This window comes from Micromonospora mangrovicola (genome assembly GCF_047200535.1).
Lineage (GTDB): Bacteria > Actinomycetota > Actinomycetes > Mycobacteriales > Micromonosporaceae > Micromonospora.
The window spans coordinates 1-15,214 of record NZ_JBJZOG010000128.1 but is presented as its reverse complement, the minus strand read 5'-3'; the positions used below and the strand labels follow the sequence as shown (position 1 = coordinate 15,214).

General features: G+C 73.0%; 12 protein-coding genes and 1 pseudogene. 8 read left to right on the top strand and 5 right to left on the bottom strand.

The annotated features are described in order from the left end of the window. Positions 1-312 (bottom strand): PspC domain-containing protein (locus tag ACL02O_RS30485; RefSeq protein ID WP_412821627.1); only part of this gene is annotated, 312 nt, incomplete at its 3' end. A gap of 144 nt (positions 313-456) precedes the next feature. Here ACL02O_RS30485 and ACL02O_RS30480 point away from each other — a divergent pair. The 3 genes from ACL02O_RS30480 (at position 457) to ACL02O_RS30470 (ending at position 3,689) form a co-directional block, all read left to right on the top strand. Beyond that, on the top strand, positions 457-1,404 hold the full coding sequence (locus ACL02O_RS30480) for an NUDIX domain-containing protein (RefSeq protein WP_412821626.1): 948 nt from the start codon (positions 457-459) through the stop codon (positions 1,402-1,404). Between the two features lie 116 nt (positions 1,405-1,520). Further along, positions 1,521-2,435: an NUDIX hydrolase gene (locus ACL02O_RS30475; RefSeq protein WP_412821628.1), complete on the top strand. Its 915-nt coding sequence runs from the start codon at positions 1,521-1,523 to the stop codon at positions 2,433-2,435. Between the two features lie 345 nt (positions 2,436-2,780). Further along, a complete protein-coding gene (locus tag ACL02O_RS30470) occupies positions 2,781-3,689 on the top strand; it encodes a CDP-alcohol phosphatidyltransferase family protein (protein ID WP_412821625.1) in 909 nt (302 codons plus the stop codon). A 63-nt stretch (positions 3,690-3,752) separates the two neighbouring features. On the opposite strand, the gene ACL02O_RS30465 is transcribed toward ACL02O_RS30470, so the two are convergent. The 3 genes and pseudogenes from ACL02O_RS30465 to ACL02O_RS30455 all read right to left on the bottom strand — a co-directional run bounded on the left by ACL02O_RS30465 (position 3,753) and on the right by ACL02O_RS30455 (position 7,702). Then, positions 3,753-5,000, bottom strand: coding sequence for a phosphatidylserine decarboxylase (locus ACL02O_RS30465; protein ID WP_412821624.1), 1,248 nt, complete (start codon positions 4,998-5,000; stop codon positions 3,753-3,755). Between the two features lie 678 nt (positions 5,001-5,678). Beyond that, positions 5,679-5,915 (bottom strand): annotated as a pseudogene (locus ACL02O_RS30460) (hypothetical protein); the annotation flags it as partial. Then, the gene (locus ACL02O_RS30455; RefSeq protein ID WP_412821623.1) at positions 5,912-7,702 is read right to left on the bottom strand and encodes a PspC domain-containing protein; all 1,791 of its coding nucleotides are present in this window, start codon (positions 7,700-7,702) and stop codon (positions 5,912-5,914) included. The gene ACL02O_RS30455 and the pseudogene ACL02O_RS30460, both read right to left, overlap by 4 nt. Positions 7,703-7,901: 199 nt before the next feature. Here ACL02O_RS30455 and ACL02O_RS30450 point away from each other — a divergent pair, with 199 nt between their 5' ends. The 3 genes from ACL02O_RS30450 (at position 7,902) to ACL02O_RS30440 (ending at position 11,147) form a co-directional block, all read left to right on the top strand. Then, positions 7,902-9,146, top strand: coding sequence for a PspC domain-containing protein (locus tag ACL02O_RS30450; protein ID WP_412821622.1), 1,245 nt, complete (start codon positions 7,902-7,904; stop codon positions 9,144-9,146). 2 nt (positions 9,147-9,148) lie between these two features. After that, complete coding sequence (locus ACL02O_RS30445) at positions 9,149-9,829, top strand: response regulator (RefSeq protein ID WP_412821621.1); 681 nt, start codon at positions 9,149-9,151, stop codon at positions 9,827-9,829. Between the two features lie 157 nt (positions 9,830-9,986). After that, entirely contained in the window at positions 9,987-11,147 is a 1,161-nt protein-coding gene (locus tag ACL02O_RS30440) for a thioester domain-containing protein (RefSeq protein WP_412821620.1), read from the top strand. Between the two features lie 102 nt (positions 11,148-11,249). Here the strand turns inward: ACL02O_RS30440 and ACL02O_RS30435 are convergent, their stop codons facing one another. Further along, positions 11,250-11,984: a PIG-L deacetylase family protein gene (locus tag ACL02O_RS30435; protein WP_412821619.1), complete on the bottom strand. Its 735-nt coding sequence runs from the start codon at positions 11,982-11,984 to the stop codon at positions 11,250-11,252. A gap of 429 nt (positions 11,985-12,413) precedes the next feature. Here ACL02O_RS30435 and ACL02O_RS30430 point away from each other — a divergent pair, with 429 nt between their 5' ends. Together ACL02O_RS30430 and ACL02O_RS30425 are read left to right on the top strand one after the other, a co-directional pair. Further along, positions 12,414-14,057, top strand: a complete 1,644-nt coding sequence (locus tag ACL02O_RS30430; protein ID WP_412821618.1) for a peptide ABC transporter substrate-binding protein — start codon at positions 12,414-12,416, stop codon at positions 14,055-14,057. Positions 14,058-14,205: 148 nt separating this feature from the next. Further along, entirely contained in the window at positions 14,206-15,132 is a 927-nt protein-coding gene (locus tag ACL02O_RS30425; protein WP_412821617.1) for an ABC transporter permease, read from the top strand. Positions 15,133-15,214 lie beyond the last annotated feature (82 nt).

Sequence of the window (15,214 nt, the reverse complement as noted above, 5' to 3'; positions counted from 1 at the left end):
TCCGGGCTGCGGGGCCGGTCCGGGGGCGGCGGCCGCCGGCGGGACCGGCGGCCAGCCGGGCGTGGTGCCCGCCGGGTGCGGCCAGGCGGGCGCGTTCGCCGGCTCCTCGGGCATCAGGAACCACATGATCGGGTACGCCAGCGCGGCGAGCCCGCCGGTGAGCAGGGTGGCGACGGCGAAGGTCACTCGGACGAGGGTGGGGTCGACGGCGAAGTAGCGCCCGACGCCGCTGGCCACACCGGCGACCATCCGGTCCGTCACCGGGCGGCGGAGCTGCTTGTACGGGGCCTGAGGGGTGCTCATAAAGGTCATGTACCCACGGTCCCGCGCGGGCCGGCGGCCGACCTCGGTGACCGCCCGGACTCTTACCCTGACCGATCCCTGAGGCGCCAGCCATGAGTCAGGAATCTGACTCTTTTCGATGGAGGTAACCGGCGCCGGGGAGAATTTCCTCCCGTGACCACCTCGCTGGAGCCGCTCCGCAGGATCGCGGCATACGCAGTTTGTGCTGATTTCTACGGCCGAGTGTTGCTGGTCCGCGCATCGGAGCGCTCCGGCACCCCGGGCACCTGGTCGCTGCCCGGAGGGGCGGTCGACCACGGTGAGGACCCCAACCACACGGTCGTGCGGGAGACCGCCGCGGAGACCGGCCTCTCGGTCGCCGTGTCCGGCCTCCGGGACGTCATCGCCGACATGCGGGCCCTGCCCGAGCGCGGCATCACGATCCACACCGACCGCCTGCTCTACACCGTCTCGGTCCGCGGCGGCACGCTCACCGAGCGGGTCGACCGCCCCACCGACCTGGCCCGCTGGTTCACCCTCGACGAGGCCGGGGAGCTGCCGCTGCGGTCGTTCACCGCGCGCGCCCTGGGCCTGCCCACCTCCACCGCCGACATCGTGCCGGAGGAGGTGCCGGAGTTCCCCTCCTTCTACGCGGTCCCCGGCCCGGACGGGCTGCACCGCGCGCAGCGCTTCGCCGCCTACGCGGTGGTGACCGACCCGGAGGAGCGGGTGCTGCTCACCCGGGTCTCCGACGGGTACCCGGGCGCCGGGTGCTGGCACCTGCCCGGCGGCGGCACCGACTACGGCGAGCAGCCGGGCGCCGCGCTGATCCGGGAACTGGTCGAGGAGACCGGGCAGACCGGCCGCCTGGTCGAGCTGCTCGGCGTGGCCAGCCACCGGGACGCCGCCTCGCTCGGCCCCGAGGGGTACCCGATCGACTGGCACGGCGTCCGCGCCTTCTACCGGGTGGTCGTCGACCAGCCGGCCCCGCCCACGGTGGTCGACGTCGGCGGCTCCACCTGCGAGGCCCGCTGGTTCCGCCGCGAGGAGCTCGGCGCCCTTCCCGCCGACCGCCTCACCGAGGTGACGGCAGAGGCCGTCCACGCCGCCCAACTCATCTAGTCCCCGGCCCCACCCGCCGAAGCCGTCGATCATGACGTTGACGGCGCGATATGTCCGCCCCACTGCCGCTAACCTCATGATCGACGGGAGCGGTGGCAAATGACGAGGGGTGCGGGGTGCAGGAGCGGCGGCGGATCGGGGCGTACGGGGTGCTGCGGGACGACGGCGGGCGGGTGCTGCTGGGCCGGGGGTCGGCCCGCTGCCCGTACCCGGGCGTGTGGCAGCTCCCCGGCGGCGGAGTGGAGCACGCGGAGCACCCCGCCGCGGCCGTGGCGCGGGAGTTCGCCGAGGAGACCGGACTGACCGTCGAGGTGGCGGGGATCCGGGCCGCCGTCGCCGACGTGACCGTCTTCCGGGCGGCCGGCGTCGCGGTGCACCACGACCGGCTGGTGTTCGACGTGGCGACGCGGAGCGGCTCGCTGCGCCCGGAGCCGGCCGGCGGCAGTGACGAACTGCGCTGGTTCACGCCGGACGAGGCGCGCCTGGTGCCGCTGATGCCGTTCACCGCCGAGCTGCTCGGGCTCGCCGTGACACCGCTCCCCGCCGACCTGCCCCGGACCCTCCCGCCGGCGCAGGCCGGCCCGCCGCCGACCGACCGGCGTCAGCGCTTCGCCGCGTACGGGCTGGTCACCGATCCGGCCGACCGGGTGCTGCTCACCATGATCGCCGACGGCTACCCGGGGGCCGGGAAGTGGCACCTGCCCGGCGGCGGCACCGACCACGGCGAGCAGCCGGCGGCCGGGCTGCTCCGCGAGCTGGTGGAGGAGGCGGGTCAGCTCGGGCGGGTGGTCGACCTGATGGCGGTGGACAACCTGCACAACCCGGCCGCGCTCGGCCCGGAGGGCCGGCCGTTGGACTGGCACGGGGTCCGCGTCATCTACCGGGTCCGCGTCGACGCCCCCACCGAGGCCGTGGTGACCGAACTCGCCGGCGGCTCCACGGCCCGGGCGGCCTGGTTCGCTCCCGACCAGGTCAGGGGGCTGCCGATGACCGACGTGGCGGCGCTGGCAACCGGACAGCGGGGCAGATAGCACCCGCTCGCCGAGCCGGCGTGGGCCACCTCCGGTACAGTCGGGAGTTGGGGTTGGCCGACGGAAACGGGCGATGGAGCCCGGGATGGAAACAAGTGAGCGGTTCGCGCGGTTAAGGGAGTTATAAGTACCGCCGGCAGCTATCGCCAAGCCCCTATCCCCTGTGCAATGGTGTACTCCGCAAATGGGCTGCCGGGCCAGCAAGGTCCGGCACGAGACAGCCGGACACCCGCCCCCGTGGCGGTCAGCCGATCCGGTGATGGAGGAAACGTGCCGAGAGCCCCATGGCGCCGGCGTCGTACGACTGACAGTCCGCGCCCCGCAGGGCGTCGCTGGGCGGGCAGGTTGCGCCGCAGCAGCACGTTCGCCCGCCAGGTGCTGTTGGTCCGGGTGGGTCGCCGGGACGGCGCCGTACCCGGTACCGACCTGGTCACTCCCGACCACCGCTGGACCGACCGCCAGCGTCGCCGCTACGGGCGGTTCGACGCCGAGGTCGAGGCGGTGATGCCGGTCAGCCCGGCGCTGGCCCCCGCCGCGCCGGTCGACGAGGCGTCCGCCATGTCGATCCCGCTCCTGCCCGGCGAGCGGAGCGCCGCCCGCCGGGCGAAGTTCGCCCTGGTCAACGCCTGCACCCTGAGCAGCCTCATGCTCGGCATGCTGGCGATCTTCCTCGCCATGCAGGGCGAGGTGCGCTCCGCCGCGATCTGCCTGATCGCCTGCGTGGCGTTCGACGGCCTGGACGGCGCGCTCGCCCGCAAGCTGGGCGTGGCCAGCCCGTTCGGCGCCCAGATGGACTCGCTGGCCGACATGTGCTCGTTCGGCCTCGCCGCCCCGGTCGTGGTCTACGCCTCGCTGGCCGGTTCGGTCCCGGCGGCGGCCGCCGCGGTCTCCTGCGCCCTGGTCGCGGCCTGCGCCGCGATCCGGCTTGCCCGGTTCAACGTCTCGCCGAAGGACGGCCGGTTCTTCTGCGGCGTACCGACCACCATGGCGGCGGCCGTGCTGGCCCTGACCGTGGCGATCGGGCTGCCGGTCTCCGGACTGGTGATGGTCGGCGGGGTGGCGCTGCTCGCCTTCGCCATGGTGTCCAGCTTCCCGTACGCGAAGCTGGCCCGGCTGCTGAAGCTGCCGCCGTGGCTCTGGCTGGCCCCGGTGATCGGCGCACTGATCGACATCCGGCTCACCTTCGCCCTCGTGGTGGTGGGCTACCTGGTCAGCGGCCCGGTGCTCTGGCTGCACCAGCGCCGCACCGCCTGACCCGACGGCGCGACGAGAAGGGGCGCCGCGACGAGCGGCGCCCCTTCTTCGTGTCCCTGGAGGTCAGACCCAGCGGGCGATCACGGTCGACCCGCCGACCACCTTGTCGCCCGGGCCGACCAGCGGCTCGGCCGCCCCGGCCGGCAGGTAGACGTCGGTACGCGAGCCGAACCGGATCAGACCGAAGCGCTCACCCCGGGCCAGCAGCGCGCCGACCGGCGCCCGCTGCACGATCCGCCGGGCGATCAGGCCGGTCCGCTGCGCCACCACCACCGTGCCGTGGTCGGTCTTCAGCACCGTGTACGCCGCCACGTTGTGCTCGGCGTCCGGCTTCATGGCGTTGACGAATCCACCGTCCGCGACGAAGTAGTCGACCACCTTGCCGGCCACCGGCGCGCGGTTGACGTGCACGTCCAGCACGGAGAGGAAGACCGCGACCCGCAGCCACTCGCCGTCGCCGAAGCGCTCGTCGTGCAGCCGCTGGACCGAGAGGACCTGACCGTCCGCCGCGGCGACCACGGCCGACGGGTCCTCCGGGATGTCCCGCTCCGGGTCCCGGAAGAACGCGGCCACCGGCCCGGCGGCCAGCGCCGGAAGCAGCCAGAGCTTCGACTTCGGTCGGGTGACCTTGGCCAGCGCGGCGAGGCCGAGGCTGATGCCGGCGGCCGCGACACCGTTCGAGTCGATGTGCATGCTCCGGGTCAGCGGCACGCTCGACGGCCGGTACGCCGGGGCGAGGTGGGCGGCCAGCGCCGCGCCGGCTGCGGTGAACCGCAGGTGGTGGACCCGTACCGGCGGCGAGTTGCGCAGCACCAGGTCGGTGCGGACGCCGTGCAGCACGCCCTGCCGGTCCAGCTCGGCGGCGGCGCCCTCGGTGCGGAACACCGGCGCGGCCACGCTGAGCACGGCCCCTTCGGTCAGGTGCTTCGCCAGCCCGTCGACGGCCACCCGGGCCTCGTCGGCGGTGCCGGTGAACGGCTCGGCGGCGATGACCACCTCGGCCGCGTCCGTCTCGGCCAGCGTGTCGGCAACCCGTACCCGGTCGGCGACCCAGCGGCCCTGGGCCGTCACGTGCTCGCGGAGCGCCGCCGCGGAGGAGCCCTCCGCCGGCACGACGGTGAGCCGGTCGCCGGGGAGCAGCGCCTCGATCGCCGCGGCGAGCACCGCGGAGGCCGGGGTCGCGCCGACCAACAGGCCGGCCTTCGGGTCGTTGCGCCGGGCGAGCTCGGAGACGAGGGTACGGGCGGCGCGCTCGCCGAGGCGGACCGGACCGGACGGGCCGGGGGTGCGCACGGCGGGGGACTGGGTCATGTCGGACGGGCTCCTGACGGGGTGACGACGGGGACGCGGCGGGACCCACGGCCCCTGGCCGGCCGGGGCCGCGCACGGGGACCGGCGACCGGGAACGCCGGGCCGCGGCTGGGGCCGTCCGGGCTCGGCACGCCTGACGCCGCGCCACGACCCCGGACGGCCGGGCGCCACGGGGTGGGCCGGCCGGCGGAGGTGAAATCTCCACCGGCCAGCATATGCGCCGCCACCCGGCGGCCGCACCGCCGTGGGTCAGCCCGCCGGACGCTCCGGGCCGCCCGGCCCGTCCCCATCGGCACGCCGGTCACCCGCCGACCCCTCCGGGGCGTCGACGACCGGGGTTTCCCGCGTCGCCGGGTCGGTGTCACCGGTCAGGTCCACCACCGGCAGTTCGCGGGTGGCCGGCCCGGTCGCGTCGTCCGCTGCCGCCGGTTCGACGGTCGGCAGCTCCGTGGTCGTCGCCGGCCCGGTCGCGTCGCCCGACTCCGCCGGGGTCGGCTCGCCGCTGGCCGGCCCGCGGGGATCCGTTCCCTCCGGCGGCGGGGACGGCGACCAGCGCGGCTCGCCAGCGAACGGATCCTCCACCCGACCCCCGACGGGGACGTCGGTGACGGCCTCCGTGGCCCACTCGTCGGCCTCCGGTGCGGTGGGCCCGCCGGTGGTCGGCGTGCCCTCCAGGTAGGGCGCCGCCACGGTGGCCTCCGGCTCCGGCCCGGCGGGTTGCTGCTGGGCGTCCCGCCCGGAACGGAGCGCGCCGACGAGTCCGAGCAGTCCGATCAGGATGAGCGCGCCGGCCAGGAACCAGCCCACCGGCGGCAGGGTGAGGCCGAGGATCCGGGCGAGCAGCCACCAGACCGCGAGCGCCAGGAAGGTCAGCCCGAAGGCGAGCGACACGAGGTCGGTGCGGTGGGCCTTCACCGGGTCACCTCCAGGTCTCCGGCGTTCACCCGGATGATCAGTCGCAAGGTGCCGCCGCCGCGGCCGTCCGCGCCGAGATCGGTGGTCTCCCACTGCGGGCGGTTCAGCCCACCCGCCCGCCGGCCGAACACGTTGGCGTCGCCCGCCTTCACCTCCGCCACCGTGGTGACGTCCACGTTCGGTGGTACGACCACCGTGGCCTTGCCGAAGTTGACGGCCACGGTCACCTGGGTGTCCTTCTTGTCGAAGTCGACCGCGCGCAGGTCGAGCACGGTGTCGCCGAAATTGTTCTCGTACCGGTCGGCGAGGTCGCGGTAGCTGGGCGGGGCCCAGGTGACGTCGCCGTCGATACCGCGTACCCGGTCGTAGGACTCGGCGACGGTGGCGATACCGAGTGCCGCCGCGGTCACCAGGCCGAGGGCGATCAGCCAGCGGGCCCGGCCGAACCAGGTGCCGACCAGCAGCCCGAGCCCGATGGTGGCCAGTGCCGCGGCGAAGTACCCGGCCGCGCCGACGGGGAAGACGTCGAGCAGGTCGAGCATGGCCACCACGCCCAGCGCCAGGAAGATCAGCGAGAAGGTCACCGCACCCAGGGCGGAGCGCTCCTTCGGCCGCTTCGGGGGGCGTACCGGTCGGGCCGGGGCCGGCGCGGGCGGGTAGGCCCCGGCGTACGGCCCGTGCGGCGCGAACGGCGGCCGGTACCCGCCGGGTGGCGGGGGAGCCCCCACCGGCGTCGGCGGTGGTACGGAGACCGGCTCCCCGGCCGGGGAACCGGTCGTCGGCGTGGCCGGCCGGGCCACACCCGACGACGTCGGTGCGGCGTGCTCCGCCCACACCTCGCCGGGCCGGCTGCCGGAGGCGGGCTCGGCCGGGTACCCGGGCGCCGGCCAGGCCGGCTGGGCGGGGTCGGTGGCCGGCCCGGCGGGCGGCCCGGCGACGGGCCCGGCCTCCGGGGCGGCGGTAGGGCCCGCGCCGGGCCAGGCGCCGGCGGTGGCCGGCCCGGCTCCGGTCGGTGCCGTGCTCGCGGCCGGCTCCCCGCCGCGCCAGGTCGTCGGTCCGGCCGGGCCACCGGCCGCCGCCGTCCAGCCGCCCGGAGGAGTCTCGGGCCAGCCGGTGCCGCCCTGGCCCGGGGCGGGGCCGCCGGCGGTAGCCGGGCCGGGCCAGGCGGGGGTGGCCGCCGGCCACGCCGTCGGCGACGGGCCCGGCCGCGCCTGCGCCGGGCCGCGCTGGTCGCGGTTGAGCAGCAGTGCGCCGCCGATCAGGATCACCGCGCCGAGCAGGATCGCCCGGAACGCGTTGGTCACCACGTAGCCGAAGCCGACCGCCACCGCGATGCTGAGCACGATCACGGTGACCGGGGACATGCTGGAGCGCCCCCGGCCCAGCATCGACTCCACTGGGGACGCGGTGTCGCCCTCGCCGGGGATGATCAGCCAGGCGGTGACGTACACCAGAAAGCCGATGCCACCGAAGAAGCCCAGCACCGCCAGGAGCACCCGCCAGAGCACCGGGTCGGTGTTGGTCGCCCGACCGATCGCCGCGCAGACCCCAGCCAGGTAGCGGCCCTCGCGGGGGCGGACCAGCCCGTACCGCGTGGTGAAGCCGGCGGCGCCGGGCGGTGGGGGGTAACCGCCGGGCGGCGGCCCGGGGTACGGCCCGGAACCGCCGGGCGGTGGGGGTGCCGCGGGGCCGGCGGCGGTGGGCGCCGGCCCCGGCGACGGGGGTGGCGGTGGCCCGTCCTGTGCTGTCGCCCCGGGGCGGGGCGGGCGGGCAGCGTCCTCGGTCATGCCTTCGATCCTGCTGCCCCGACCGCCCGAGCGTCCTCCGGACCCGACCCTGACGCCACCCTGAGATCCCGGCGGGCCGAATGTCGGGGGCGTCCCCGTGGTCCGGACGGTGCCGGCCGTGTGACGATCGGGAAGGCGCCGGCGCCGGCCGGTCCGCACCACCGTGACCCCGACCCGGGAGCCTCCGATCAGCAGCACCGTGACCCCGCACCCGCCGCGGCTCTACCGGGCCACCGAGCACCGGTTGGCCGCGGGCGTGGCCGCCGGCATCGCCGAGCACCTCGGCATCTCGGTGCTCCGCGTCCGGATCGCCTTCATGGTGCTGCTCGGGCTGAACGGTCTCGGACTGCTCCTCTACGCCGCGTTCTGGGCGGTGGTCCCGCCGCGGCCCGGCGACACCGCCGTCCCGCCCCGCCGGGACCTCGGCCAGCTGCTGCCCTTCGTCGCCATCGGGCTGGGCGTGCTGATGATCCAGGTGATGGCCTTCCACTCGGTCGGCGCGGCCGGCACGGCGGGCTGGCTGGTCGCGATCATCGCGGTCGGCGCCGGGGTGATCTGGCACCAGTCCGCGCCGGAGCGTCGCCGGCAGTGGGGCGGCTCCATACCGGTGCCCTGGCTGGGCGCGGTGGTGGAGGAGAGCGACCGGCGGGCGTTCGTGCTCCGCTTCATCGGCGGCGGGGTGCTCGTCGCCGTCGGCATCATCGGCGTGGCCGCCGTCTACTCGCCGGCGCAGAACTTCGACGCCGTGCTCAACGGCGTGATCTTCGCGCTGGTGGGCCTGGCCGGGGTCGGCGTGGTGACCGGCCCGGTGCTCTGGCGCACCTGGAACCAGCTCCGCTCGGAGCGGGAGGGGCGGATCCGCGAGCAGGAGCGGGCCGAGCTGGCCGCGATGGTGCACGACCAGGTGCTGCACACCCTCGCCCTGATCCAGCGCAACGCCAGCGACGTCAAGACGGTGCAGCGGCTGGCCCGTGGTCAGGAACGGTCGCTGCGGAACTGGCTCTACAAGCCGACCGCCTCGCCGACGGAGCGCTTCGCCGCCGCGCTGGAACAGGCCGCCGCCGAGGTGGAGGACACCTTCGCGATCACAGTGGAGGCGGTGGTGGTGGGCGACCGGGAGACCGACGAGCGGGTCGGCGCGCTGGTCGCCGCGGCCCGCGAGGCGCTGGTCAACGCGGCCCGGCACGCCGAGGTGCGCACCGTCTCGCTCTACGCCGAGGTGGAGCCGGAACAGGTCAGCGTCTTCGTGCGGGACCGGGGCAAGGGCTTCGACCCGGATACCGTGGAGGATCACCGGCACGGGGTCCGGGGCTCGATCATCGGGCGGATGAAGCGGCACGGCGGCCGGGCGGAGATCCGGTCCGGGCCGGGGGAGGGGACCGAGGTCCGGCTGATCCTCCCGATCAACGGTGGCCCGGGCTCCACGGCGGAAAGGGACAGATGACCATGGCGGAGCAGGGAGCGGTCGACCCGGCGGCGCCCCGGGAGGGGCGGCTGCGGGTGTTCCTCGTCGACGACCACGCCATGTTCCGGGCGGGCGTCCGCGCGGAGCTGGGCGCACACGTCGAGGTGGTGGGGGAGGCGAGCACCGTGGCCGAGGCGGTCACCCGGATCGCCGCGACCCAGCCGGACGTGGTGCTGCTCGACGTGCACATGCCCGACGGCGGCGGCCGGGCCGTGCTGGAGGCGATGCGGCGTACCCACCCGCAGGTGCGGTTCCTGGCGCTGAGCGTCTCGGACGCGGCCGAGGACGTGATCGGGCTGATCCGGGCCGGTGCCCGGGGGTACGTCACGAAGACCATCTCGCCGGACGAGCTGACCGACGCGATCCGCCGGGTGGCCGACGGGGACGCGGTGTTCAGCCCGCGGCTGGCCGGGTTCGTGCTGGACGCCTTCGCGGCCCGGCCGGACGCGCCGGTCGCCGACCCCGAGCTGGACCAGCTCACCAACCGCGAGCGCGAGGTGCTCCGGCTGCTGGCCCGGGGGTACGCGTACAAGGAGATCGCCAAGGAGCTGTTCATCTCGATCAAGACGGTCGAGACGCACGTCTCCAACGTGCTGCGCAAGCTCCAGATGTCCAACCGGTACGAGCTGTCCCGGTGGGCCGCCGACCGTCGGTTGGTCTGACCGCTCCGCCCCGGCGGGGGTGACAGATGGTCATCGATTCGTCCATAATGGCCCGTCGCGTTCTCCGCGTACGGGTGGTGCGAGACCCTGCGGGAACGGCGACGTGTCGGGCCCGCGTGGGCGGGCCGCCACCCCTGGGGAGAGGTGCACGATTCCGATGTTCATGCAACGAGGTCGACGCTGGGCGCGTACCGCCGCCGCGGTCGTCGCCGGCGGCGCGCTGGCACTGGGCCTGACCGGGCCGGCGCGCGCGGCCGACGGGCCGGCCACCGGCACGGCGGTCAGCGTCAAGGGCACCAGTGTCCAGCTGAAGCTCAACGGCAAGCCGATGACCACCTCCGAGCTGGCCCTGATGATCGACGGTAAGCAGGTCACCACCTACTGCATCGACTTCCACACGGCGGTCAAGCTGGGCGGTAGGTACGACGAAGGCAGCTGGGACAGGTCCGGCATCGCCGCGGAGAAGCTGGGCAAGGTGCAGTGGGTGCTGACCCACGGCTACCCGAACGGCGACCCGGCCGCGCTGCTGGCCGCCGCGGGCGCCACCGTGCCGGCGGGGGTCGATGCCGCCCGTCGCGACGTCCTGCTCTACTTCGGCACCCAGACCGCGATCTGGACCTTCAGCGACGACGTGGTGCTCGGCGACTGGTCGGCCGACCTGCGGCTCGGCAAGCGGCAGTATGCCGTGGTCAAGAAGGTGCACGACTACCTGGTCGACCACGCGACCAGCCAGCCGGAGCCGAAGGCCGAGCTGACCGTCGACCCGGCGAAGGCCACCGCGAACGCCGGCGAGAAGGCGGGGCCGTTCACCGTCACCGGCCCGGCGGGCGAGATCACCGTCGCGGCGACCGGCGGCCAGGCCGTCGACGAGGCCGGCAAGCCCATCACCACCACCACCAACGGTGGCCGGTTCTGGCTCACCCGGGACGACGCCGGCGACGTGTCGGTGACCCTGTCCGCCGAGAACTCCGTATCGTTCGGCCGGATCTTCCTCTACACCGGGGGCAGGGCCCAGAAGCTGATCCTCGGCGACAGCACCGGCGAGACCGTGAAGGCCCGGGCCTCCGCCACGTTCGGCGCCGCCCCGGCGTCCCCGTCCCCGTCGGCGCCGTCGCCGTCGGCACCGGCGGAGAGCCCCTCCCCGTCGGCCCCGACCGGCAGCCCCGCGCCGTCGACCTCGCCGGCCAGCCAGGGCGGCAGTCTGCCGCTGACCGGCTCGCCGATCGCCGCCGCCGCCACCGTGGGCGTGCTGCTGTTGGCCGCCGGCGCGGTCACCGTGCTGATCGTCCGGCGGCGCAAGGTCCGCTTCACCGCCTGACCCGAGCGGTCCGCCCGGCCCCGGCGCCCCCGTGTGGTGCGCCGGGGCCGGGCGCTTTCCGGGTACACCGGCAGGTGAGCACTGCCTCCGCCGGGGCCCGGTTCACTCGGTGCGCAGCACCGTGAACGCCTCGGCGAGCCGGCCGGCGGGGAGGCCGGCGTTGTCGGCCACCGTGGTGAGCCGGTCGCGTACCCAGGTCTCGACGTCCAGGTGCGCGGTCTGCGAGTGGTGCGCGCGCATCGCGGCGATCTTGCGGTCGACCTGCTCGGTCACGTCGACGGCGTGGTCGGGCGCGGGGCCGCCCGCGTACCAGATCTCCCGCACCACCCACGGCTCCAGCCCTTCGGCCAGCAGCTCGGGGAAGGCGAAGCGGTTGCGGGAGTCTGGGTAGACGGCGCACGTGGCGGCCTCGCCGACGGCCAGATGGTCGGGGTGGCTGGGGCCGGTCAGGTGCTCCCAGCGGCGCAACGGGGAGCTGGTCAGCATCCGGTCCGGCCGGAACCGCCGGATCGCCGCGCTGATCTGGCGGCGCAGCTCCAGGCTGGGGGTGAGGGTGCCGTCGGGGTGGCCGTCGAGGAAGTCGACCCGGTGTACGCCCACCGCCGCCGCGGCGGCCCGCTGCTCGGCCTCGCGCCGGGCCGGCATCTCCTCCCGCGGGGTGTCGTCGAAGCCGCCGGAGTCCCCTCGGGTGACGATCAGGTACGCGACCTCTACACCCTCGTCCACCCAGCTGGCGATGGTGCCCGCACAGCCGAAGTCGACATCATCCGGATGGGCAAAAACAGCCAGGGCTCGGCGGGCGTCCGGGAGCGCCGGAGCGGAGGCGGGAAAGCTCACAAGGCTGGACCCTACGCGTCAGGCCCTGCCCGGTGTGGCCATGTCTTGGCTGTTCGGGCCGGTACGACCAGGTCGTTTCATGATCTTTTCTCAAGTATCGGCAACGTGGCGGCCAACTAACGGCTTGATAACGGCACCTTCACGCAATGGGCCGGTGGGTGTCACAGTGGCAGCACCTCACCCCCCGGTGTGAGGCACCCCGTCGGGCCTGCCGACCACGTGACGCCGCTGAGTGACGCCGCGTGGCCGTCGGTCCTGCTCGGTGCCAATCATCGAGGGTGCGGTGCCCGGCGGATCGGTGCCCCTGGGGTGTCCCGATTTCCTCTGCGGTTGACCGGCGGTCTGTGGTTCGGGTCGTCGGTGGTGTCACCCCCCAGACGTGCGTGAAACCCACGACGGAACCAGGTTAGAAAGAGGAGGCCCCTCGGAATGAGAGTCTCGAAGCGGGCGAGCGGCGCGCTCGCGGTGGGCGCGGCATTCGCGCTCGTCGCGTCCGGCTGCTCGAGCGGCAACAATGAGGGTGGCGACCCCGGTGCCAGCAAGGACGGCGCGATCGTCATCAACGGCGTTCAGCCGGAGAACCCCCTGGTTCCGGCGAACACCACCGAGACCGGTGGCGGCAAGATCATCGACTGGATGTGGACCGGTCTGGTCGAGTACCCGAACAACGGTGGCGCGCCGCAGAACGCGCTGGCCGAGTCGATCGACACGAGCGACTCCAAGGTCTTCAAGATCAAGATCAAGCCGAACACCAAGTTCCACGACGGGACCACGGTCAAGGCCGAGAGCTTCGTCAAGGCCTGGAACTGGGCGGCCTACGGTCCGAACGGCGCGCAGAACGCCAGCTTCTTCTCGGACATCCAGGGCTTCAACGACGTCTTCACCGAGGACCCGGACGGTCCGGACGGCCCGAAGAAGGCCCCGGAGCCGTCGGCCAAGGAGATGTCCGGCCTGAAGGTCATCGACGACACCACCTTCGAGGTCACCCTCTCCTCGCCGACTGCGGTCTTCCCGACCAAGCTCGGCTACAGCGCCTTCATGCCGCTGCCGGACAAGTTCTTCTCCGAGACTCCGCAGGAGTTCGGCAAGAACCCGATCGGCAACGGTCCGGTGAAGTTCGTGTCGTGGCAGGACAACGTCGAGGTCAAGCTCACCCGCTTCGACGACTACAGCCTGCGCGACAAGATGAAGATCAAGGACGTCACCGTCAAGCTGTACCAGGACGACTCGGCGGCGTACAACGACCTGCTCGCCGGCAACCTGGACTTCATGGACCAGGTGCCGACCTCGGCGCTGGCCGGTGACAAGTGGAAGAGCGACCTGGGCGACCGCGCGATGGCGTCGACCAGCCCGGCGACCGCCTTCATCGCCTTCCCGTTCTACGACAAGCGCTTCACGGACGCGAAGCTGCGTCGGGCGATCTCGCTCTCGATCAACCGGCAGGAGATCTCCGACAAGATCTTCTTCGGTACCCGCAAGCCGGCTGACAGCTGGGCCAACCCGCTGACCCCGGGTGCGCCGGCCGGCAACTGCAGCGCCTGCCAGTTCAAGCCGGACGAGGCCAAGCAGCTCCTGCAGGAGGCTGGCGGCTTCACCGGGAAGCTGAAGCTGTACTACAACGCTGACGCCAGCCACAAGGAGTGGATGGAGGCCGTCGCCCAGCAGATCAAGACCAACCTGGGCATCGACGCGGTCGCCGTCGGCGTGCCGACCTTCGCGGTCTTCCGGGGCAACATCAACGCCCACAAGATGGACGGCATGTACCGGGCCGCCTGGCAGCAGGACTACCCGGACATCGAGAACTGGGTGAACCCGCTGCTGGTCACCGGTGGCTCCTCGAACGACGGCCTGTACAGCAACCCGCAGGTCGACGCCCTCGCCAAGGAGGCCGGCGCGGCCCCCAGCCTCGAGGAATCGCACAAGAAGTTCGAAGAGGCCCTCAAGATCGTCGACCAGGACGTTCCTTCGGTTCCGATCTACTTCTACGGCCAGCAGTCCGGCCACTCGGAGAAGATCAAGAAGATGGAGCTGACCAACGTCGGCGAGCTCGACATCACCTCGGTCGAGCTCTGATCCGAACGGTCTGACCCCGGGTCGGGCTCGCCTACCGGTGAGCCCGACCCGGGGCCGTTCCGCGAGGGGGTGTACAACGAACCCCTCGCACGTTGTCACCATCCCGTGTCGGCCGTCCGACGCGCCCCCCTGTCTGGAGGACCACCCCATGGGCCGTTATCTCTTGAGACGGCTGCTGCAACTTGTGCCGGTCTTCATCGGTACGACATTCCTGATCTACTGGCTCGTCTGGGCGGTGCCCGGTGACCCGTTCGCCGGCAAGTGCGGCGACCGCGGCTGCCCGCCGAACTACGTGGCCATGATGACCGAGAAGTACCATCTCGATCAGACGATCTGGGTGCAGTACGCCACCTACATGAAGAACCTTTTTCAGGGTGACTTCGGTATCACGTTCAGTGGTCGCGAGATCAGCGACATCATCATGGTGTCGTACCCGAACACTTTGAAGCTGGCGGTGGTGGCGCTCGTCATCGAGGGCGTCGTCGGTCTCGGCGCGGGCGTGCTGACCGGTCTGCGGCGCAACGGCTTCCTGGACAACCTGGTCCTGATCTCCACCCTGTTCCTGATCGCGCTGCCGGTCTTCGTCATCGGCTTCGTGCTCCAGTGGCTCTTCGGCGTCAAGTGGGGTCTCGTCACCCCCACCGTCTCGAACGACATGCGGATCACCGAGCTGATCCTGCCGGGCTTCGTGCTGGGTAGCGTCTCGATGGCGTACGTCGCCCGGGTGGCGCGCACCAGCATCGCGGAGAACCGGCGCGCCGACTACGTCCGCACCGCCATCGCCAAGGGTCTCCCGATGCGCCGGGTGGTGGGCGTGCACCTGCTGCGCAACTCGTTGATCCCCGTCGTTACCCTGCTCGGCACCGACCTCGGCGCCCTGATGGGTGGCGCGATCGTCACGGAGGGCATCTTCGGCATCAACGGCATCGGCCGCCAGGTGCTGCGGGCCATCGTCACGAAGGAAAGCGCTACCGTTGTTGGCATCGTGGTGGTCCTGGTGCTGGTCTATCTCCTGATGAACCTGCTGGTGGACCTGCTCTACGCCGCCCTGGACCCGAGGATCCGCTATGAGTGACCAGACGACTGGTATGTCGACGACGATGTCGACCCCGCTGTCCGAGCAGCCCGGGCAGCTCGCCGCCCCGCCGGACGCCGGC

Bases quoted from the DNA above. Each gene is read 5' to 3' on its own strand.
- ACL02O_RS30425 (WP_412821617.1), top strand. From the start codon at position 14,206: ATGGGCCGTTATCTCTTGAGACGGCTGCTGCAACTTGTGCCGGTCTTC.
- ACL02O_RS30440 (WP_412821620.1), top strand. From the start codon at position 9,987: ATGTTCATGCAACGAGGTCGACGCTGGGCGCGTACCGCCGCCGCGGTC.
- ACL02O_RS30455 (WP_412821623.1), bottom strand. From the start codon at position 7,702: ATGACCGAGGACGCTGCCCGCCCGCCCCGCCCCGGGGCGACAGCACAG.
- ACL02O_RS30445 (WP_412821621.1), top strand. From the start codon at position 9,149: ATGGCGGAGCAGGGAGCGGTCGACCCGGCGGCGCCCCGGGAGGGGCGG.
- ACL02O_RS30465 (WP_412821624.1), bottom strand. From the start codon at position 5,000: ATGACCCAGTCCCCCGCCGTGCGCACCCCCGGCCCGTCCGGTCCGGTC.
- ACL02O_RS30430 (WP_412821618.1), top strand. From the start codon at position 12,414: ATGAGAGTCTCGAAGCGGGCGAGCGGCGCGCTCGCGGTGGGCGCGGCA.